Origin of the sequence: Nocardia sp. AB354 (assembly GCF_049538315.1) — a bacterium.
GTDB lineage: Bacteria > Actinomycetota > Actinomycetes > Mycobacteriales > Mycobacteriaceae > Nocardia > Nocardia nova.
In genome coordinates this window covers 147,732-168,590 of sequence record NZ_JBMVFU010000011.1, presented here as the reverse complement: position 1 = coordinate 168,590, position 20,859 = coordinate 147,732, and the positions used below count along the sequence as shown (strand labels likewise).

Annotated in this window: 18 protein-coding genes; 3 read left to right on the top strand and 15 right to left on the bottom strand. The window is 69.5% G+C overall.

Annotated features, from left to right (window positions below; all coding sequences use genetic code 11):
* Window positions 1-5: 5 nt before the first annotated feature.
* The 11 genes from efeB to hpnC all read right to left on the bottom strand — a co-directional run bounded on the left by efeB (window position 6) and on the right by hpnC (window position 15,279).
* Entirely contained in the window at window positions 6-1,241 is a 1,236-nt protein-coding gene (efeB, locus tag ACPCUW_RS18220) for an iron uptake transporter deferrochelatase/peroxidase subunit (protein ID WP_030513094.1), read from the bottom strand.
* A 36-nt stretch (window positions 1,242-1,277) separates the two neighbouring features.
* Complete coding sequence (efeU, locus tag ACPCUW_RS18215) at window positions 1,278-3,488, bottom strand: iron uptake transporter permease EfeU (protein ID WP_423426073.1); 2,211 nt, start codon at window positions 3,486-3,488, stop codon at window positions 1,278-1,280.
* Between the two features lie 110 nt (window positions 3,489-3,598).
* Window positions 3,599-4,717, bottom strand: a complete 1,119-nt coding sequence (ispG, locus tag ACPCUW_RS18210; protein ID WP_423426071.1) for a flavodoxin-dependent (E)-4-hydroxy-3-methylbut-2-enyl-diphosphate synthase — start codon at window positions 4,715-4,717, stop codon at window positions 3,599-3,601.
* Window positions 4,714-6,507: a 1-deoxy-D-xylulose-5-phosphate synthase gene (locus tag ACPCUW_RS18205; RefSeq protein ID WP_423426070.1), complete on the bottom strand. Its 1,794-nt coding sequence runs from the start codon at window positions 6,505-6,507 to the stop codon at window positions 4,714-4,716. The genes ispG and ACPCUW_RS18205 overlap by 4 nt, the downstream gene beginning before the upstream one ends.
* Before the next feature lie 48 nt (window positions 6,508-6,555).
* Window positions 6,556-7,557 carry an adenosyl-hopene transferase HpnH gene (gene hpnH / locus ACPCUW_RS18200; RefSeq protein ID WP_030513098.1) on the bottom strand — a complete coding sequence of 334 codons (1,002 nt, stop codon included), beginning with the start codon at window positions 7,555-7,557 and terminating at the stop codon, window positions 6,556-6,558.
* Window positions 7,558-8,559 carry a 4-hydroxy-3-methylbut-2-enyl diphosphate reductase gene (ispH, locus tag ACPCUW_RS18195; RefSeq protein WP_423426138.1) on the bottom strand — a complete coding sequence of 334 codons (1,002 nt, stop codon included), beginning with the start codon at window positions 8,557-8,559 and terminating at the stop codon, window positions 7,558-7,560.
* Window positions 8,560-9,037: 478 nt separating this feature from the next.
* On the bottom strand, window positions 9,038-11,005 hold the full coding sequence (shc, locus tag ACPCUW_RS18190; RefSeq protein WP_423426069.1) for a squalene--hopene cyclase: 1,968 nt from the start codon (window positions 11,003-11,005) through the stop codon (window positions 9,038-9,040).
* Between the two features lie 2 nt (window positions 11,006-11,007).
* Window positions 11,008-12,024 carry a polyprenyl synthetase family protein gene (locus tag ACPCUW_RS18185; RefSeq protein ID WP_423426067.1) on the bottom strand — a complete coding sequence of 339 codons (1,017 nt, stop codon included), beginning with the start codon at window positions 12,022-12,024 and terminating at the stop codon, window positions 11,008-11,010.
* On the bottom strand, window positions 12,021-13,523 hold the full coding sequence (gene hpnE / locus ACPCUW_RS18180; RefSeq protein WP_423426065.1) for a hydroxysqualene dehydroxylase HpnE: 1,503 nt from the start codon (window positions 13,521-13,523) through the stop codon (window positions 12,021-12,023). Before hpnE ends, ACPCUW_RS18185 begins: the two co-directional genes overlap by 4 nt.
* Window positions 13,520-14,422 (bottom strand): presqualene diphosphate synthase HpnD, encoded by a 903-nt coding sequence (gene hpnD, locus ACPCUW_RS18175; RefSeq protein WP_423426137.1) that lies wholly within the window; start codon window positions 14,420-14,422, stop codon window positions 13,520-13,522. Before hpnD ends, hpnE begins: the two co-directional genes overlap by 4 nt.
* A gap of 2 nt (window positions 14,423-14,424) precedes the next feature.
* Window positions 14,425-15,279, bottom strand: coding sequence for a squalene synthase HpnC (gene hpnC / locus ACPCUW_RS18170; protein WP_423426063.1), 855 nt, complete (start codon window positions 15,277-15,279; stop codon window positions 14,425-14,427).
* Window positions 15,280-15,458: 179 nt separating this feature from the next.
* On the opposite strand from hpnC, the gene ACPCUW_RS18165 reads away from it, so the two are divergent.
* The gene (locus tag ACPCUW_RS18165) at window positions 15,459-16,601 is read left to right on the top strand and encodes a PucR family transcriptional regulator (RefSeq protein WP_423426062.1); all 1,143 of its coding nucleotides are present in this window, start codon (window positions 15,459-15,461) and stop codon (window positions 16,599-16,601) included.
* Between the two features lie 30 nt (window positions 16,602-16,631).
* Here ACPCUW_RS18165 and crcB (ACPCUW_RS18160) read toward each other — a convergent pair whose 3' ends face one another.
* From crcB (ACPCUW_RS18160) to ACPCUW_RS18150, 3 genes are all read right to left on the bottom strand, one after another.
* Complete coding sequence (crcB, locus tag ACPCUW_RS18160; protein ID WP_030513106.1) at window positions 16,632-16,994, bottom strand: fluoride efflux transporter CrcB; 363 nt, start codon at window positions 16,992-16,994, stop codon at window positions 16,632-16,634.
* Entirely contained in the window at window positions 16,991-17,509 is a 519-nt protein-coding gene (crcB, locus tag ACPCUW_RS18155; protein ID WP_423426058.1) for a fluoride efflux transporter CrcB, read from the bottom strand. Before crcB (ACPCUW_RS18155) ends, crcB (ACPCUW_RS18160) begins: the two co-directional genes overlap by 4 nt.
* A 136-nt stretch (window positions 17,510-17,645) precedes the next feature.
* On the bottom strand, window positions 17,646-18,293 hold the full coding sequence (locus tag ACPCUW_RS18150) for a phosphatase PAP2 family protein (RefSeq protein WP_063014946.1): 648 nt from the start codon (window positions 18,291-18,293) through the stop codon (window positions 17,646-17,648).
* Window positions 18,294-18,486: 193 nt separating this feature from the next.
* Between ACPCUW_RS18150 and ACPCUW_RS18145 the strand changes: the two genes are divergently transcribed.
* A complete protein-coding gene (locus ACPCUW_RS18145; protein ID WP_423426056.1) occupies window positions 18,487-19,221 on the top strand; it encodes a LysR substrate-binding domain-containing protein in 735 nt (244 codons plus the stop codon).
* A gap of 48 nt (window positions 19,222-19,269) precedes the next feature.
* On the opposite strand, the gene ACPCUW_RS18140 is transcribed toward ACPCUW_RS18145, so the two are convergent.
* Window positions 19,270-19,554 carry a DUF2631 domain-containing protein gene (locus ACPCUW_RS18140; RefSeq protein WP_104363070.1) on the bottom strand — a complete coding sequence of 95 codons (285 nt, stop codon included), beginning with the start codon at window positions 19,552-19,554 and terminating at the stop codon, window positions 19,270-19,272.
* 162 nt (window positions 19,555-19,716) lie between these two features.
* On the opposite strand from ACPCUW_RS18140, the gene dxr reads away from it, so the two are divergent.
* The gene (gene dxr, locus ACPCUW_RS18135) at window positions 19,717-20,856 is read left to right on the top strand and encodes a 1-deoxy-D-xylulose-5-phosphate reductoisomerase (RefSeq protein WP_423426054.1); all 1,140 of its coding nucleotides are present in this window, start codon (window positions 19,717-19,719) and stop codon (window positions 20,854-20,856) included.
* Window positions 20,857-20,859: the final 3 nt, after the last annotated feature.

Genomic DNA, 20,859 nt, shown 5'->3' with positions numbered 1-20,859 from the left:
ACCGCTCAGCTCAGCAAAGCCCGTGCGTACCAATCCTTCTCGTCACGCACCCCCGGCAGGGCGAAGAAGTAGCCGCCGCCGAAGGGCTGGACGTAGTCGGTGAGAGGTTCGTTGATCAGCCGGGTCTGGATGGCCTCGAACTGGCGGGCGACGTCCTGCTGGAAGCAGGTGAAGATGTGGCCCGAGGCCATGTTGCCGTTGCGCTCCACGCCGAGGTCGTAGTTGTAGGAACGGCGGACCAGCTGCTGGCGGGCGGTTTCCGGAGTGCGCGGATTGGCCAGCCGGATATGGGAATCCAGGGGGATGACCGAACCCTCGGGGTCGGCGGCGTAGTCGGGGGTGTCGAATTCCTGATTGCCGTCGAGCGGGGCGCCGGAGTCGCGTCGGCGTCCGAACATGTTCTCCTGCTCGTTGATCGAGACCCGGTCCCAGAATTCGACGAGCATGCGGATCAGCCGGACCACCTGATAGGTGCCGCCGCGGGTCCACTCGGGTTCGCCGCCGCCGTCGGTCCAGATGAGCGATTCGGCGTCGGCGCCGGTGGGGTTGGCCGTTCCGTCCTTGAAGCCCAGCAGGTTCCGGCCGGTGCCGGAGGGGCGCGGCGGGGAGTTGTAGCCGTCGATCTTCCAGCGCAGCTGCAGTGCGCCGCGGGTCTGGCGGGTGATGTCGCGCAGCGCGTGATGGACGGTGTCGGGGTGATGCGCGCACAGCTGGATCAGCAGGTCGCCGTGCATCCAGGCCGGATCCGGGGTGTCGTTGGGGAAGGTCCGCATCGGCGTGAGTTTGGCGGGTTTGGCCGCGGCCAGCCCGAAGCGGCCGTCGAACAGGCTCGCGCCCACACCGGTGGTGACGGTGAGCCCGTCGGCGATGACCTCCGGCCCGAGCACCGCGCTGTCGGAGGGAGGCTGGCCGAGCCCGAGGTCGGTCGGGGCGCCGCCAGCGGTGAGGAAGCGGGCGCGTGCGGTGAGGGTTTTCATCGCCTCCACCAGTTCCGCGCGGTGGGTGGTGGTGACGTCGAAGGCGGCGAAGCAGGCGGCATTCTGTTTCGCCGACGGGCCCGGGGTGAGGATGCCGGACTGGTGTTCACCGTGGAAGGGGTAGCTCGCCTCGGCCTTCGGGGTGCCCACGGTGGCGGCGTCGGCGTCCTTGCGGGCGCCCTCGGCGAGGATGCCCGCGGTCAGCGCGGTTCCGGCGGCACCGGCGGCGGCGCCGGAGAGGAAGCGGCGGCGGCTGACGTTCATCGTGAAGCCTTACTGGTCGGTCGGTGGTTCGGCATGTCAGTGGGAGATCGGCACTTCGAGCAATCGCGGCACCTTGGCGAGTTCCTCGAGGGCGGCGCCGAGGCGCGCGTTGACGGCTTGCCGGGCGGCCGGCGGGGTCCGGTCGGGCGACTGCCAGTGCCCGTGGTCCTGGGTGGCGAGCAGGGCGGCCTGCAAGTCGTCGAGACGGGTGCGCAGGGTGGCGCGCAGCTGCGGCGCCCGCGGGTCGATCAGCGGGCCGAGCTGATCGAGGACCGCGCGAGTCACGTCGATGTCGGCGAGCGTCATCGGATACGCGGCTCCCGCGCCTTGGTCGTCGATGCCCGAAATATGGTCGCGCAGGGCGTCTTCCAGAATCTCGTGCCCGCGCAGCGGGAGCTTCTTCGGATCGCCGGCGAGGTCGTCGCTGCCGAGATTCTTGCGGATGTTCGTGATATCGCCACCGAGCCGATCGACCACCGGCAGCAACTGATCCGGCCGCTGGCCGTGCCACAGGCCGTACTCCAGCCGGTGCAGACCGGTGAATCCGGGATCGTTCACCCCACCCGGCAGGCCGTCGGGCAGACCCGAGACCGCGGTGCCGGCGTCACCGAAGCTGTTGTAGGAGGCGCCGACCCGTTCCCATTCCAGCTGGGCGTTCAGCCAATCCGCTTGTGCCGCAGCGATATTACCGCTGCGCAGATCGTTGCCGATGGCGGTGACGGCGCCGGAGAGCCGGGTCAGCACGCCGGCGGCATACGCCTGATAGGCGTCGTTGGGCCCGCGCAGATCGTCCTCGGTGACGCGTTTGACGGCCGGCGGGGTCTCGCCCGCCTCACCGCTGACCTGCACTGCCGCCGATGAAGTCACCGGTTTGCCGGACATCAGGCATTGCATGGTGTAGCTGCCGCTGGTCAAGGTCGCCGTCAGATTGGCGGTCGTGGCCGGGCCGATCGTCTCGATCTCGCCGACGACCGCGCCGCCGGAGTTGACCAGGTTGATCTCCCCGGCCTTGGACGTCTTGTTCTGCACCTCGAATGTCTGCGTCCCGGCCCGCCCGGACTTCCATTCCGAGGCGCACGAACTGTCGGTGACCGACACCGCCTGCGCCTTACCGGAGCCGCTCGACGGCAGCAGCGCGATCGCCACCCCGGCGGCCACCGCGGGAACCACCACCAGCACCGCGCCCACCAACAAGGGTCGAGGTCCGGCGACCCGCTCCCACCAGTCGGGCGTGTGCTCGGAGTCGGCCGGAGCCGATGTCGACGTTGTCGCTGCCGCCGGGAGAGGCGCCGACGCTGTGTTTCGCGGACCCTGGCCGGTCGCCCCGGTGGCCGGTGTGGCGCCCCCGCCACTCGCCGCGGCGGTAGCCGTCACGGGCGCCGCGGCCGCCGGCTGCGCCGCCTTCGCCGGGGCCTTTGCGGGCGCCTGGCGTCCCGCTCGGACGAACAGCGGGATCACCACCGCCAGGTAGACCACCCACGCCACGACCTGCAAGACGGTCATCCGCGGCGTCAGTTCGGTGATGCCGGTGATGATCGAGACCCACCAGGAGTTGGGGTCGATATGCGCCGACAGGTCGAACGCGACCCAGTGGCGGCCGGGCAGAATTCCGGCGTCCTGCAGATCGCCGAGACCGTAGGACAGCACGCCGGCGGCGATCACGATCAGCGCGAGCGCGGTGCGGTTGAAGAACACGCCGAGGTTGAGTTTCACCGACTGCCGATACAGCAGCCAGCACAGCACCACCGCGGCCGTGAACCCGAGTGCGGCGCCGATCAGCGGCGCGACGGTGGTGCCGGAGGCCTTCACCGCGGTCCACACGAACAGCGTCGATTCCAGGCCTTCGCGCCCGACGGCCATGAAGGCCGTGATGGCCAGCGCTCCCGCGCCGATCGCCGTGGCGCGGGCGACCTCACCGCGAAGCTGGCCCGACAGCGACGCGGCGGTGCGCCGCATCCAGAAGACCATGGCCGTCACCAGGGCGACCGCGATCACACTCAGGGTGCCGCCGACGATTTCCTGGCCGGAGTTGGAGAGCACGCTCGTCGAATAGGTGAGCACCGCCGCGAAGCTGGCCGCCACCGATACCGCGCCGAGCAGGCCGAGCCAGACCGGGGTCGAGGAGACCGGGCGCTGGGGGGTCGATGTTTTGCGCACGGCAGCCAGCAGGATCGTCACCACGAGGCCCGCCTCGAGGCCCTCCCGCAGGCAGATCAGTAGATTCGGTACAGCCTCGGCCCAGCTCACCGTCCAAAGGTAAGGCATACCTATACCACAGGTCCAATCCTGCATGCCTGTAGCGAGTAACCGTTACCGCAGATGGGGTGGTATGCGAGTAATGTCCGGATTTGCCGAGGCTATCCCTCCTGCGCTTCCTCGGCCAGTGCCAGCGCTTCCTCGAGCAGCGCCTCCACGATCATCGATTCCGGTACCGTCCGCACCACCTCGCCGCGGACGAAGATCTGACCCTTGTGATTGCCCGCCGAAACCCCGATATCGGCTTCCCGTGACTCCCCCGGACCGTTGACGATGCAACCCATCACCGCGACGCGCAGCGGCGCCGGGAAATCCCGGAAGGCCGCCTCGACCTTCTTCGTGAGCTTGAAGACGTCGACCTGGCAGCGGCCGCAGGTCGGGCAGGACACGATGTCGAGGGTGCGGGGGCGCAGCCCGAGCCCGGCCAGGATGTGGTGACCGACCTTGACCTCCTCGACCGGCGGCGCGGACAGCGAGACCCGGATCGTGTCGCCGATCCCCTCGGACAGCAGGATCCCGAACGCGGTGGCCGATTTCGCGGTGCCCTGCAGCGGCGGACCCGCCTCGGTGACCCCGAGATGCAGCGGATAGTCGCAACGCTGGGCGAGCAGCCGGTAGGCCTGGATCATCGTCAGCGGATCGTTGTGTTTCACCGAGATCTTCAGCTCGGCGAAACCGTGCTCCTCGAACAGCCTCGCCTCCCACAGCGCCGATTCGACCAGTGCGGCGGCCGTGGCGCGACCGCCGTGCCGGTCCAGGATGCGCCGATCGAGGGAACCTGCGTTGACGCCGATGCGGATCGGCACCCCCGCCGCACCCGCCGCGGCGGCGATCTCGCGGACCTTGTCGTCGAAGGTGCGGATATTACCCGGATTCACCCGCACTCCGGCACAACCGGCATCGATGGCGCCGAAGACGTAGCGTGGATTGAAGTGGATGTCGGCGATCACCGGGATGGCCGAGCGGCGGGCGATCGTCGGCAGTGCCGCGCAGTCGTCCTGGGTGGGCACCGCCACGCGGACGAGATCGCAACCGGCAGCGGTCAATTCGGCGATCTGGCGCAGCGTCGCCTCGACATCGGCGGTGACGGTGGTGGTCATCGACTGCACCGAGATGGGTGCGCCGCCGCCCACCGGCACCGAGCCGACCTGGATGCGCCGGCTCTCCCGGCGCGGTCGCAGCGTCGGAGCCGCGGGCTCGGACAGGAATACGGCGGTCATCGGATCCTCTCGGTCGCGGGTAACCATTCCGCGCAGGCCGCGGCGATGCCCTCGCCGGTCAGTCCGTACTCGGCCAGGATGCTGTCGCGGGAGGCGTGGGGGATGAATGCGGTGGGCAGGCCGAGCGCGCGAACAGGAGCGGCGTCGGGGTCGCGGGAAATCGCGTGGACCAGATGGGAGCCGATCCCGCCGGCGGCGATACCGTCTTCCACACAGACGGTGAGCCGATGCCGCGCCGCGATCGCCGGTAGCCCCGGATTGATCGGCCACACCCAGCGCGGGTCGATGACGGTGGCGCCGAAACCGCTGTCGGCCAGTAGTTCCGCCGCGCGCAGGCACGGCCCGGCCATCGGACCGACCGCCACCAGCAGAATATCGAGCGGACTGCGCGGCCCGCGGTACAGAATGTCCATCCCGTCCATCCGTGCCAGCGGCGAAATATTGTCTCCGGCAGTGGCTTTCGGATAACGCACGGTGGTGGGCCCGGCCGTGGCGACGGCTTCGCGCAGGAGTGCGCGGACCCGGCCGGGATCGCGTGGGCACGCGATCCGCATCCCCGGTACGCAGGTGAGCAGCGCCAGATCCCACATCCCGTGATGGCTGGGGCCGTCCGGACCGGTGACGCCGGCGCGGTCCAAGGCCAGTGTGACCGGCAGTTCGTGCAGCGCGATATCGAGCAGTACCTGATCGATCGCGCGGTTGAGGAAGGTCGAGTACACCGCCACCACCGGATGCATACCGGCCGCCGCCAGGCCCGCGGCTGAGGCCAGCAGGTGTTGTTCGGCGATACCGGAATCGAACACCCGCTCCGGTGCGCCGCGGGAGAATTCGCCGAGTCCGGTGGGCAAGCGCATCGCCGCGGTCATGGCGACCACCTCCGGATGGTCGCGGGCGATGGCGGCCAGTTCCGATTCGACGATATCGGTCCAGGTGGGGGCGGGCTGTTTGCGCGGCACACCGGTGACCGGATCGATCACCCCGCACGCGTGCATGCGGTCGGCCTCGTCCGCCTCGGCCGGGCCGAAGCCGCGGCCTTTCACCGTCACCGCGTGCACGACAACCGGTTTGGCCAGTTCGGCGGCCTTGTGCAGGGCCGTGCACAGTGCGCCGATGTCGTGGCCGTCCACCGGGCCCAGATAGGTGAAACCCAAGGCGTCGAACAGATTTCCGGAGACGGTGTCGCCGTCGCGCAGTCCGGTGAGATGCCCGGCCAGCGCGCCGACGGTCGGATCGTAGGAGCGCCCGTTGTCGTTGAGCACCACCACGACCGGGCGCCCGCCCGCGCCCAGATTGTTCAGGCCTTCCCAGGCCACACCGCCGGTCAGCGCGCCGTCGCCGACCACCGCCACCACCCGGCGCTCGTGTTCGCCGCGCAGCTGGAAGGCCTTGGCGATGCCGTCGGCCCACGCCAGGCTGACCGAGGCGTGGGAATTCTCCACCCAGTCGTGCGCGGATTCGGTGCGGTTCGGATACCCCGCGATCCCACCCGCCTGCCGCAGTGTGTCGAAGGTGTGCGATCGCCCGGTGAGCAACTTGTGCGCATAACTCTGATGTCCGGTGTCGAAGACGAGAACATCGGTGGGCGAACGGAAGACGCGATGCAGCGCGATGGTCAGCTCCACCGTCCCCAGACTGGCGCCGAGATGCCCGCCGGTTCCGGCGACGGTTTCGACGAGGCGATCGCGTAACCGCTGCGCCAGCGCGGGCAGTTCGTCGTCGGACAACGCGGCCAGTGCGTCGGGTCCGGTGAGGGCGGCGAGCGGGTCCGGCCCGCGCGGCGAGGGTTTCATGCGTGGCTCACCTTCCGGTGTGGGAATTCGACCCGGTGTCGATTCGGCTCAGCTGACGGCGGCGCGGATCGTCTCCTTCAGCGAACCCAGGGTCGCGACCACCGCGGTCGGCTCGTAGCCGCAGTGCGCCATGCAATTCGAGCAGCGTGGATCGTTGCCGCGGCCGAAGGCGTTCCAGTCGGTGTCGTCGATCAATTCCCGATAGGTGGCGACATAGCCGTCGTCGAGCAGGTAGCACGGCCGCTGCCATCCCTTGAGCGAATACGACGGAATCGCCCAGGCGGTGCAGTCGAAGTCGACCTTGCCCTCCAGGAAATCCAGGTACAGCGGGGAATGATTCAGCCGCCACTTCTTGCGGCGTCCGTCGGCGAAGGCCTTGGCGAACAGCTGATGGGTCTGCTTCACCCCGAGCCAATGCTCCTGATCGGGGGCCTTCTCGTAGGCGTAACCGGGTGCGATCTGCATGTGGTCGATCTCGAGCTCGTCGTTGAGATAGTCCAGGACGTCGATCACGTCCTGTGGCGAATCCAGATCGAAGAAGGTGGTATTCGTCATTACCCGGAATCCGGCGGCCTTGGCCTCGCGGATCGCCGCTACGGCCTGATCGAAGACGCCGTCCTTGCAGACCGAGGCGTCGTGGCGTTCGCGCAGTCCGTCCAGATGCACCATCCACGCGAAATTGCGGTGCGGGGTGAACTTGTGCAGATGTTTGGGCAGCAGTACCGCGTTCGTGCACAAAAAGACGATCTTGTTACGGTCGAGCAGTTGCCGCACGATCTCGTCGATCTGCGGATGCATCAGCGGTTCGCCACCGGCGATCGAGACCATCGGGGCGCCGCATTCCTCGATCGCGCCGACGGCCTGTTCGACCGGCATGCGCTGTTTGAGCAGCGTATGCGGATGCTGAATCTTGCCGCAGCCCGCGCATTTCAGATTGCAGGCGAACAACGGCTCCAATTCGACCAGGATGGGGAACTTCTCGCGGCGCAACAGCTTCTGTTTTGCGAGATACGCTCCCAGACGTACGGATTGACGGAATGGCATGGCCATTCAGCTCACCTCCCGAGGCAGGTTGAATCGAACACTCTCTTCGGTCACGGTGGTGTGGCGGACCCGGAGGGCGCCGAGCCCGGACAGGGCCTCGACCAGGTCGTCCACCAGATGCGGCGGTGCCGACGCACCGGCGGTGACGCCGATGCGGCGGGTGCCGGCCAGCCAGTCCAATTCGACCTCGCCGGCGTCCTCCACCAGATGTGCCGCCACACCCTCGGCCGCGGCGACCTCGGCCAGCCGCAGCGAATTGGAGGAGTTACGCGAACCCAGCACGAGCACCAGGTCCGATTCCCGGGCCACCGCCCGCACCGCCTCCTGGCGGTTGGTGGTGGCATAACAGATGTCGTCCTTGCGCGGCCCGCTCAAGGCCGGAAACCGTTGCCGCAGAACATCGGCCGTGGCCTCGGCCTCCGCGACGGCCAGGGTGGTCTGCGTGACGTAGGCGACCCGATCGGGATCCGGTGGCGACACCCGGGCGGCCGCTTCCGGATCGGCGACCACGATCACATTGCCGGGCGCCTCGCCGCGGGTGCCTACCACCTCCTCGTGGTCGGCGTGACCGATCAGGAAGACGGTCTTGTCGGCGGCGGCGAAGGTGCGCACCTCCGCGTGTACCTTCGACACCAGGGGACAGGTGCCGTCGACCACGCGCAGGCGGCGGCGTTCGGCCTGGCGGCGGACGTCCGGGGTCACGCCGTGCGCGGCGAGCACGACCACCGCGCCTTCGGGCACATGATCGAGCTCCTCGACGAAAACCGCTCCGTGCCGGGCCAATTCGCGCACCACATGGCAGTTGTGCACGATCTGACGCCGCACGTATACCGGGGCGCCGAAGCGGAGCAACGCCTGCTCGACGATCTCGATCGCCCGCTCGACCCCGGCGCAGAACGAGCGTGGCCCGGCGAGCAGGATCTCGCGCTCGCCGGTTGCCGACGACCATCGGTCCAGCGCCGGCGCGGCCGCCCGCAGCGAACGCAGTGCCCGTATTCCGCGCCACATCGTGCCGGGGCGCAGCAGCGGCGCGTCGGGGGTGTCGACGATCGCCCGGAGCGCGACGGCCTGCCCGTCGGGGGCTTCGGCGGCGAGGAACGCGGTTTCGGTGTCGACCGCGAGCGCACCGGTCTCCGCCAGTTCGGCGCGCGCCCGGCCGGTGACCACGTGCTCGGCGGAATACACCGGTCCGAGCCGTGCGGGCAGCCCCAGGCGCAGAAGTTCGCCGTGCAGCAATACCGCTGCGGGACTGTGCAATTCGGTGCCGTTGCGCCGGATCTCGCTGGCCACCACGAGATCACCGGGGCGCAGCTCCGTGGTCAGCGCACCCGCGACTCCCGCCACCGCGACCGGTCCCGCCGCCGCGGCGTCGTAGCGCCGCCGCGGACCGCGCCCGGTGTGCACCACGGGCGCCGTGGCGGCACCACGCAGTGCTGCCCACTCCGAACGCAACGGGGCACAGACGGTTCCGGGGCGGGGCATGTCGTCAGCTCCCGTCTCGCTCGGCGGTGGCCGTTCGCCGCCGCAGGTACCGCCCCAACGCCCAGACCGGGAACACCAAGCGGTACAGGTGGTAGTTGATGTAGAAATCGCCGGGGAAGCCGGTGCCGGTGAACAGGTCCTCGTCCCAGCCGCCGTCGGGTCGCTGCGTGCGCACCAGCCAGTCGATGCCGCGGCGCACGGCGGGGGAGTCGTGTTCCTCGGCGGCCAGCAGGGCCAGCAGGGCCCACGCGGTCTGCGAGGCGGTGGAGTCGCCGCGGCCGACCCATTCCGGGTCCCGATAGGAGCGCAGATCCTCACCCCATCCGCCGTCGGCGTTCTGATGGGCCTCCAGCCAGCGCACCGCCGCGCGGATCGCCGTCGACCGCGGACTCGTACCAGCCGCGACCAGCGCCGGAACCGCCGCGCCCGTGCCGTAGACGTGGTTGGCGCCCCAGCGTCCGAACCAGGAACCGTCGGACTCCTGATGGTCGAGCAGCCAGCGCACACCGCGGCGGCATGCGCGATCACCGCCGCGGCCGAGGACCGCCAGCATCTCCACCACGTGCGCGGTCACATCGGCCGAAGGCGGATCGGTGACGGCGCCGAAATCGCAGAACGGCAGTTTCGTCGGCAGGATCGAGGTGTTGTCGGCGTCGAAGGCGCCCCACCCGCCGTCGGCGGACTGCATGCCGACCGTCCAGCGCACCGCGCGCTCGATCGCCGCATCCAGCCGCGGGCGATCCGGATGCGAAACCTGATGCAGCGCAATGACGATCTCGGCAGTGTCGTCGGTGTCGGGGTAGACGTCGTTGGCGAATTCGAAGGCCCAGCCCCCGGGTTCCAGATGTGGCCGGCGCACCTGCCAGTCGCCGCCGGCGGTGATCTGCTCACCCAGCAGCCAGTCGGTGGCCCGCAGCACCGCTGGGTCGTCGGGCGCCACCCCGCTGTCCAGCAGCGCGGCCGTCGCCAGCGCGGTATCCCACACCGGTGACTGGCAGGCCTCGAGCCGCCGTACCTCACCGTCCGGGGTTTGTTCGCGGACGACGAATCCGTCCAGGCCCGCGATGCCCGCCCGCATCGCCGGATGATCGAGCGGATAGCCCAGCAGGTGCAGTGCCAGCAGCGAATACACCCACGGCGGCTGAATTCCGCCCCAGCCGCCGTCGGCCTCCTGGCGGGCCAGAATCCACTCCGCGGCGTGCCGCATCGCCACATCGCGCAGCGGATTCAACGGCAGCCGCGCGTAGGTGTGCAGCACCGTATCCACGCGCTGGAACACTCCGGCGAGGGAGGTGATCGGCGCGCGGCGGGCCGGGGGCGCGCCGGTACGCAATTCGTCGATGCCGAACGGCAGCGGGCGGCACGGCCGCAGCGTGGCGACCACGGTCAACGGCACCACGGTCTGGCGGGCCCAGCATCCCCAGTCGTAGATGTTGAGCGGGAACCAGGACGGGAACAGCACGAGTTCGGGTGGCAGATTCGGCAGATCGTCCCAGGACCACAAGCCGAACAGCGCCAACCAGATTCGGGTGAAGACCCGCGACGCCTCGATCCCGCCCTCGGCGCGCACGAATGCGGCCGCGGCGCGCATATGCGGCGCGGCCGGGTCGTCACCGGCGAGTCGCAACGCCACCCACGCTTCGGCGGTGGTCGACAGATCGCCGGGGCCGCCGTGGAAGGTCGCCCAGGTTCCGTCGGCGCGCTGCTGTGATCGGATCCAGCGTGCCGCCGGCTCGGTCACGTCCGGGGTGGAGATGCCGAGGAACTCCCGCAGCAGCAGATCTTCGGCGTCCATCGTCACGTTGGTCGCCAATTCGCCCTTCCACCAGCCCTGTTCGTGCTGGGACGAGCGCAGCAGCCGCACCGCCGCGTCGGTGGCCGAGCGGACCGTGCTCAGTTCGTCGGCGCCGTGCGCCGGATCGACCGCTGCCCGCCGGTTCGCTGCCGCATTGCCGGTTTGGGTGACTGTCATTCCTATGCACTCCGTTCCACGATGAAATCGGCCAGGTCACAAAGCTCCCGGCGGTATTCGGGGGTGATGGTGACCGCGGCGAGAGCCTGCTGGGCGGTGCGCACCCGCCGCCGGGCCTCGGCGCGGGCCCAGCGCCGGCCACCGGCGGTCTCGACCATGTCGGCGGCGGCCCGCAGATCGTTCTCGCTCGGTTCGCCCGATTGGGCGAGCCACTGTGCCAGCGCCTGACCGGCCGGGCGGCCGGATTCCACGCTCCAGGTGACCGGGAGCGACTTCTTGCGCGAACGCAGATCCGAGAACACCGGTTTGCCGGTCACCGCCGGATCGCCCCAGATGCCGAGCAGATCGTCGACGAGCTGGAAGGCGAGACCGATGTTGTCGCCGTAGGTGCGCAGCGCCCCGACCGTCGCCGGCGGCGCCCCGGCCAGCACACCGCCGACCGCGGCACTCGCCGAGAGCAGCGCCGCGGTCTTGCCCATGGCCATGCGGATACATTCGGCGAGGGTCACGTCGTTGCGGTGTTCGAAGTCGACGTCGGCGGCCTGGCCGATGATCAGATCCTGGGTCGCCTTCCCGACCAGCCGGGCCGCCGCCACCGCGTGCGGTGACCCGGAATCGAGCAGCACCTCGTGCGACAGCGAGAGCATCGCGTCGCCGGCCAGCACGGCGACCGGATCGCCCCACACCGCCCAGACCGTGGGCCGATGCCGGCGGGTGGCGTCGCGATCCATCAGGTCGTCGTGCACGAGCGAGAAGTTGTGCACGAGTTCGACCGCCACCGCGCCCGGAACCCCACAGAGCTCGTCGCCGCCGGCGGCGTGGGCGGCGAGCATGGTCAGCCGCGACCGCACCGATTTGCCGCTGTCGGCGACGGCCGGACGGCCGTGTTCGTCGCAGAAACCGAGGTGATAGGCGACCACCGGCCGGATCGCGTCGTCGAGCCGCCCGACGGCGTCGGACAGCGCCGACCGGACGGCCTGGCCGTCGGCGTCGACCGTAGACAGGATGGTTACCGTCATCTGATCACCTCCGATATCCGCGTGCGGGGTTCGGGCATACCGGTGCGCTCGGCGGCACCGGCGCGGGGCCGACGCCCCGACGGATGCGAAATGATCTCGGCCGCAGCGGATTCCCCGCTGCGCACGGCGCCCTCCATGGTCGCGGGCCAGCCGGTGTCGGTCCACGCTCCGGCCAGCGCCAGGCCGGGCAACGCGGTGGCCGCGGGCGGCCGCAGCCGCGCACTGCCCGGTGCGGGCCGGAACGTCGCATGGCGTTCGCGAGTGACGAAGAAGTCGACCACCTGCGCCGCGCGGGCGGCGGGCAGCAACTGTTCGAGGGCGGGCAGGAATTCCCGGCGCAGCTCGGCGACGGGGCGATCGACGAATGCGTCGGCGGCGGAGACGGAGACGGCCAGATATTGCGCGCCGGCGGGAAACCGGGCAGGTGCCACCGACGGGCTCGGTGCGGCTGCCGCGACCGGCGCCGAACTGTCTTGTGGCCCGTCGGTGACGTCCGCGCTCCGGCGACCCGCCGCGCGCAATCCCGAGGCGTCGGTGCGGTCGAAAACCCACTGCACGACCGAGCCGACCCCCGCTCGCAGGGATTCGTTCATCACCTGCCGGTCGTAGACCACGTGGATGTTGACGATCGGCGAACTGCCCAGGCTCGCAGCCCAATTCGCGGGCAGATCCACCGCGTCGGCGGGCAACAGCGCCTGAGCCGCGGCAGGGGGCACGGCCGAGACGACGGCGTCGGCGGCGCAGTCGCCGGACCGGGTGCACACCGCCCACCCGTTCGCTACTCGCCGGACGGCCGTGACTCGCTCGTGGACGACCGTAACCCCGGCCGCGGTGAGGGCGGTCAGCGCGGCCTCACCGTGCAACTGCCGCAACGGGATCCGCGACCACCCGATATCGGCGGCATCGGCATCGGTGAGCAGGCCGATCCGGAAGACGGTCGCGGCCAGCGCCAGCGATACGTCGTCGGCGCGCGCGTTGAGGGTGGCGATGCCGACCAGATCCCACAGACTGTCCACGGCGTCGCGATCCTGGCCGTGCGCACGCAACCAGTCCCCGAAACTGGTGGTGTCCGTCCGTGGATCGGCGGGATCGACCGCCCGCAGAGCAAGTGCGGCCCGGACGAACCGCACCCGCGCGCCCTGCGACAACCACGGATAGCGCAGCAGCGCCCAGCTCAGATGCAACGGCGCCGGCAACGGCAGCCGCCGCAACCTGCCCGCGCGGCCACCGCCGGAGACGGGTATGTCCAAGCGCGGCTGCAGGTGCACCGCATCCAGCATGCCGAGCCGATCCAGCAGTGCGAGATAGCGGTCGCAGCACCGCAGGAAGACGTGTTGTCCGTTGTCGATCCACAGATCGCCACGGGGAAACGAATGCGTCAGCCCGCCCAGCCAGGGCCGGGATTCATACAGCCGCACCGCATATCCGGCGTCCGCGCAGCGCAGAGCCGCGGTGATCCCCGCGAGCCCGCCGCCCACCACGGCCACCCGCGCCGTCATCGCGGGCTCCACCCGAATGCCGTCATCGAGTACTGCAGCAGGGCGCCGGAGGCGACGCGGGTCTTCTCCCGTGCGCTCAACGACAGCCGCCGGTCGTAGACGGCCACCGGATTGGCGCGGATGCGCTCGTTGAGCCGCCGGTAGATGCCCGCCATCGCCGCGCAGCAGGCGGCACTGCGGCCGTCCAGATGCGGAATCAGCCGCAGTCCCAGGCAATACCAGTTCTCGGCGCGTTCGGCGCCGGCGCGGATCAGCGCGGCCAGTCCGCCGTTGTGATCGTCGAGCGCCCCACCGGCGTCGAGTTCGAGCCGGACGCCGAAGCGCAGCAACTCGTCCCGGGGCAGATAGACCCGGCCGTTGCCGAGGTCCTCGCGGATATCGCGCAGAATGTTGGTCTGCTGCAACGCTATTCCCAGCTGATCGGCATACAGCGGCGCGCACGGATCACCGCCGGAGCCGAAGATCGACAGGCACAGGCGGCCCACCGCCCCGGCCACGCACCGGCAGTAGTGGGTCAACTCGTCGAAGTCGGTGTAGGTGACGCCGTCGACATCGGCCTGCACACCGTCGATCAGTTCGCCGAACGCGCCCAGCGGCACCGGATAGCGCCGCGCGGTGTCGGCGACGGCGAACAACACCGGATCGTCGGTGCCGGCGTCGCCGGTGACCTTGTCCAATTCCTTGCGCAACAGGGTCAGCGCCTCGGTTTTGGCGGCCGGTTCGCCCTGCTCGTCGCCGATATCGTCGATGCGGCGGGCCAGCGCGTAGAGCGCGCACAGTGCCGTGCGCTTCTCCGGGGGCAGCAGCCGGATGCCGTAGTAGAAGTTCTTGGCCTCGGTGCGGGTGATCCGTTCACAGGTCTCGTAGGCCGCCGCGGTGGTCGGGCCGGTCGCGATGATGCTCACTGCGGCACCACCGTGGCCTTGCCGAGCAGCGTGACCATCGAGGCCACGGTGTCGACGTGGCGGGGCCGCACCGGCTGGGTCCACACGTCGCCCTCGGCCGCGCGCAGCGCCTTCGCGGTCGCGCATCCGCCCGCGAGATATCCCGCGACTGCGAGCCGGGCCCATCCGGTGAGCCGGGCGACCAGCGGAGCTCCTTCGCCGAGCATCGCTTCGCAGCGTTCGACCTGGGTCAGGACCACCGCCCGGCATGCCGGATCACCCGGTCCGCCGGTGGCCAGCGCCGCTTCCGGCACCCCGGCCGCGGCCAGATCGTCCTGCGGCAGGTAGATGCGTCCGGCCGCGTGGTCCTCGGCCACGTCCTGGCAGTGCTCGAGCACCTGCAGTGCCGAACACACCCGATCCGACAGTGCCAGCGTGTCCGGTGTGGACTGGTCGAAGACCGCCAGGACCAGGCGGCCCACCGGATTCGCCGACAGCCGGCAGTAGCCCAGCAGATCCTCGAAGGTGGCGTAGCGGCCGATGCGTTGATCGAGCAGATTGGCCTCGATCAGCTCCTGGAACGCCTCCTGCGGCAGATCGCACGCCGCCACGGTGGGGGCGAGCATCTGGAGCACCGGATCGTCGGGCGTGCGACCCTGGTAGAGACCGGCGAGGTCGGCACGCAGCGTCAGCAGTTGCGACACACGATCGCCGGGGGCTTCGTCGCCGAGCTGGTCGATTAACCTGGTGGCTGCGTAGACCGCGTGCAGGTGTCGGCGTGGTTCGCGCGGCAACCACCGCAGCGCGACGGGAAAGTTCTCTTCCTTTTCACGGGCCTGCAGCCAGCGGGCCGGGGCTGTCGCTGCGTCCATGTTTCGATGGTGAACGCAACACAGGGCTCAAATCTTCAACCGTCGAGGTGATTCCGGTTGGTGTTTTTTGTATCCGGAAGATAATCGAGTCGGAAAGGACTCGAATGAGCGATTCCCATAATGAAATTCCGATAACACCGGAGGCATTGGAGCAGCTTTCGGAGGAACTCGACGCTAGGATGCCCGATCTCCTGGACGAGGTCCGTGATCTGCTCGCCGCGGAGTGGCCCGACTACGCGCGCTATCTCGACGACCATCGCCCGGAGGTCGCCGAGGTCGGGGTGTTGTTCGTCCATCGGCTCCTGGACCTGGCCGAACACGGTCCCCGCACAGGCGATTCCGCTGGTGAGGGCGTCCCGCCGCCGACGCAGCTGGTCTTCGAACAGGTGGGCCGCCAGCAACTGCACGACGGCGCGGACCTGTCCGATCTGCTCGGCGCCTACCAGGTCGGCGCCCGCGCCGCCTGGCATCACGTCGCGGAAACGGCGCTGAAACTCGATCTCGGTCCGGAGGTGCTCGCGGTGCTGGCGGAGGCCGTTTTCGCCTTCGTCGACGAATTCTCCGCGGCCTCGGCGCACGGTTATGTGCTCGAACAGTCCGCCTCCAGCGCGGCCCGGGAACGGCACCGCGAGGAATTGGCGGAAATGTTGCTTTCCGGCCGTTCCGACACCGTCGGAATCCGGTTGGCCGCCGAACGCGCGGGCTGGCAGCTGCCCCCCGAGGTCGCGGTGGTGCTCGCCGATCCGGCCGATGCGCGCTCCTGCGGCGTGGTGGAACATCTCGGCGGTCACTGCCTGCCGATCCGGCGTGACGACGCGGTCGGGGCGATCGTGCCGAGTCCGATGTTGGGCGGGCGGATCACCCGGCTGATCGCCGCGCTGCGGGGTTGTGACGCGGTGATCGGTCATCCGCTCACCTTGGACCTGCTGCCGACCGGTATGCGGATCGCCCGCACCGCGCTGCGGTTGCGCAAGGCCGGCGTGCTGTCCGGCTCGCCGGTGGTGGTCGCCGACGAACTCGACACCATCATCGCCAATCGCGACGAATGGCTGCTGGAAACGCTGCGTGCCCAAGTGCTGCAACCACTTCGGGAACTGCCCGACGGTAAGCGCGACCGGCTGGTCGAAACGCTGCGCAGCTGGCTCTGGAACATGGGCGACCGGCACGCGGTCGCCGACGATCTGCACATTCACCCGCAGACCGTGCGCTACCGCATGGACCGGCTGCACGACCTGCTCGGGGAGCGCCTGGATTCGCCGCGCGAGCGAGCCCGGATGTATCTGGCGCTGGTCTGGGATCAGCCGCGCGGACGCGCTGGTTGAGTCCGCGATATCGGCGATATCCGCGAGATCTCAGCCGACCAGCGCGTGCGTCACGGCATAGCCGAGCAGCGCGGCGCCGAGTCCGGCGATCACGCTGATCACCACGTTCATCGCGGCGTAGAACACGGAGCGCTGCTCGAGCAGCCGGACGGTCTCGTAACCGAAGGTGCTGTAGGTGGTGAGCGCCCCGCAGAATCCGGTGCCCGCGAACGCCAGCACCGGGCTGCCGGCCGCACCGCCGGTGAGCGCGCCCAGAATCAGGCAGCCGACGATGTTGACCGTCAGCGTGCCCCAGGGAAACAGACTGTCGTGGCGTGCCTGGACGAACCGATCGGTGAGGTAGCGGGCCGGGGCGCCGAGCACCGCACCGGCGAAGACCAGGACGACGGTCATCGTGCCTCTCCTCGAATCATCTTGCGGAGCAGCGTCATTCGCGCCAGCGTCACCCCGGCGAGGACCGCGAGCAGCGCGCTCAGCAGGGTAGCGGCCAGATAGACGAACGCCGTCACGGCCGAACCGGGTTGCAGCAGATTACGGATTTCGACGGCGTAGGTGGAGAAGGTGGTGAACCCGCCCAGAAATCCGACCCCGAGGAACGGCCGCACCAGTCGATGCGCCGACCAGACCTCGGTGATCAGCACCATCAGCACGCCGATCGCGAGGCAGCCGAGCACATTCTCGGTGAATGTGCCCCACGGGAACTGCCCGGGGCGTGTCGGCAGGAGCTGGGTGAGGCCGTAGCGGGACAGACCGCCCAATCCGCCACCCAGCCCGATCACCGCCAGCACCGCGCCGTGTTCGCGAAGCAGTTCGCGGCGTTGCGACGGGACGTGCAGATCGATATCGGGATCGACGGGCCGGTCGGCGGATTCGCCGGGCCGGGGCTCCTCACGGCGTAGCTCGGTCAACGACGGACTCCTACTCGAACACGAACATGGTGGTACCTCGAGTAGGGACTGTTGGCGATCGTCCGATCACGGTTGCTCCGGCCGCGGCGCCGAAGTGGCGAGCCCCACCGCCACGTCGGACAGAATAGCGTGAGGCTCACATCCGGGATGCCGGCGCCGTCGAGGCGTCGGCGACCAGCGGCGCCAGTGCGGAGGACCGCATGCGCGTCACCACCGCCGTGGCGGGGCGGGCCAGCAGCAGACTGACGGCAGCGGCGACCGGAATAGCCAGGATCGCCGACGCCACGACGTCGTGCGGGTAATGACCGCCGACATAGACCCGGCTGAAGGCCAGTACGACCGCGAAGACGGCCGTGATCCAGCCCAGCCGCCGATTCAGCAGATACAGCGCCGCGACGGTCGCCGCGGCGGTGGTGGTGTGACCGCTGGGAAACGAGTAGTCGCTCGGCACCGGACAGGTTTCGATGATGTAGGCGGTCGGCACGCCCCGGCACGGGCGTGGTTCGGCGACGATCACCTTCACCACCTCGGCGACCAGATAGGCGACCACCACACTGACCGGAGCCAGCAGCGCCAGCGCCATCGACCGGTCGTCGCGGCGCCGGGCCTGCCACCAGCCGATCACCATCAGCACCGCGAACACCGCCAAACCGGCGTCGGTCCACCAGAGCATCGCGTCGTTGAGCCACCGGGTGTGGTCGGCGAAATCGGTGATGGTGGTGAACAGCGGCCGATCGAATCCGGGGCCGCCGGATGCCATCGGGGCCGGGGAGGGGGTCGTCAACGCATATCCGATCTGGTCTGCCCGGGACGCCGGGGAAGGATGGGAAACGTACTCGATCATTTCTACCGTGTTCGCCCGGTGGGCACGGTTTCGACCACTGCCGTCGAACTCCGCGTCACCTGGATCGCGTATCGGGTCGCCGTGGTTCGCGGTGGATGCCGAACCGGCCCGCCCGGTGCCATACGCTGACCGCATGACCGAGTCTGCTCCCGCCGCGCTGCGCATCGGCTACGTCCCGGGCGTCACCGTCGCCAAGTGGGCGCGGGTGTGGGCCGAACGGTTCCCCGATGTCCCGCTCGAGTTGATCGCCGTGCCGCAGGCACAGCAGCGCGACGTACTGGCGCGGGGACGGGTCGACATGTGCTTCGTCCGGTTACCGATCGATCGGGCCGGGCTGCACGCGATTCCGCTCTACCACGAGGTCGCCGTGGCGGTGGTGCAGAAGGATCATCCGATCGGGCTGTTCGACGAGGTGAGCCTGGCCGATCTGGAGGGCGAGCGGATGCAGGACGCGACCGATCTCGACGCGGTGGGCGACACCGTCGAATTGGTGGCCGCGGTCGGCGGGGCGGCGGTGGTGCCGCAGTCGCTGGCACGGCTGCATCACCGCCGCGACCTGATCTATCGTCCGCTCACCGATGTCGATCCGACCCAGGTCGCGCTGTCGTGGCCGATCGAGGACGCGGTCGAACTCGCCGAGGAATTCATCGGCGTCGTGCGCGGGCGCACGGCACGCAGTTCCCGGACCGCCGGTGAACGCGATCGGCGCGGCCGGCAGGATTCCGGTGCGCGCGCCGAAGGTGTTGCGGCGCAGCGCGGTAGGGGCCGAGGCGACGGCGGTGCGAAACCGGCCGCACGCCGGGGCGGCGCGGCGAAGCCGGGACGGGCGGGCAAGGCCGGCGGCCCGCGGAAACGACGCGGCCGCTGAGGTCAGCACCTCAGCGGCCGGTCGAATGATGCGCTACGCGACGGTGATTCAGCGCGGCTTGCGCCGGATGATCGAATCGCGGATCAGGATGCCCGCCAGCGCGACGGCGAAACCGATCAGGAAGATGTATCCGGTGTAGCCGGTGCCCGAGGTGTGGCCCTGCTGGTTCTCGAACAGCATGGCCAGCAGGATCAGGAAGACGACCCATCCGGCGATACGGAAGGTGCGCCGCGATTCACCACTCCAGCCCCAGGCGGCGGAGGGAACCTCGGCGGGATCGACCTTGGTGACGACGCCGGCGCTCTTGGCGGGTTCCAGTTCCGTGGCGGCCACGTTCGCTCCCATCATTTCCGTGTTCGCTGCGGTTCGGGTGCGCGGAGTGCACCGTGAGGTCCGCAGGTCGTGAAGGTGACTGTCGAGAATATGTTTGCATACGACCGGGCGTCGTAGCCAGCGGGGTGACGTGCGCGGCGATTCACCGTGGACAATGAGTGCGTGTCCGACATCGTGAAAGTTCTGCTGCTGGGCAGCACCGGCTCCATCGGCACCCAGGCATTGGAGGTCGTCGCCGCCAATCCGGACCGATTCCAGGTGGTCGGACTGGCCGCGCGCGGCGGCAATACCGACCTGCTGGCCGAGCAGATCCGCGCCACCGGTACCGACAACGTGGCCGTCGCCGATCCGGCCGCCGCCGCGAAACTCGGTGTGGGCCTGGCCGGTCCGGACGCGGTGACCGAACTCGTGCGCCGCACCGACGCCGACGTGGTGCTCAACGCCCTGGTCGGCGCGCTCGGGCTGCGCCCGACGCTCGCGACTCTGGAATCGGGGCGGCGCCTGGCCCTGGCCAACAAGGAATCACTGGTGGCGGGCGGCAGTCTGGTGACCCGGGCCGCCACTCCCGGGCAGATCGTCCCGGTCGACTCCGAACACTCGGCGATGGCGCAGTGTCTGCGCGGCGGGCGCGCCGACGAGGTCGCGCGGCTGGTGCTCACCGCCTCCGGCGGCCCGTTCCGGGGCTGGACCGCCGAGATGCTGGAATCGGTGGACCCCGACGCGGCCAAGGCTCATCCCACCTGGTCGATGGGTTTGATGAACACCCTCAATTCGGCCACGCTGGTGAACAAGGGCCTCGAACTGATCGAGGCGCACATGCTGTTCGGGATCGACTACGACAAGATCGATGTCACGGTGCATCCGCAGTCGATCGTGCATTCGATGGCGACCTTCACCGACGGTTCCACCCTCGCCCAGGCCAGCCCGCCCGATATGAAGCTGCCGATCGCACTGGCCCTGGGCTGGCCCGACCGGGTGCCGGGCACCCTCGCCCCGATCGACTTCGGCACCGCGTTCACCTGGGAATTCGAACCGGTCGACAACGAGGTCTTCCCGGCGGTCGAGCTGGCTCGCGCGGCGGGTAAGGCCGGTGGCAGCGTCACCGCGGTGTACAACGCCGCCAACGAGATCGCGGTGCAGGCATTCCTCGACGGTGCGCTGCGATTCCCGGATATCGTGCGCACGGTCGCGCGGGTCGTCGAGTCGGCCGACCGCTGGGCCGCGGAACCCAGTACCTTGGACGAGGTGCTCGCGGCGGATGCGTGGGCGCGACAGCGTGCGCGCACGCTCGTGAGCAACTGATTC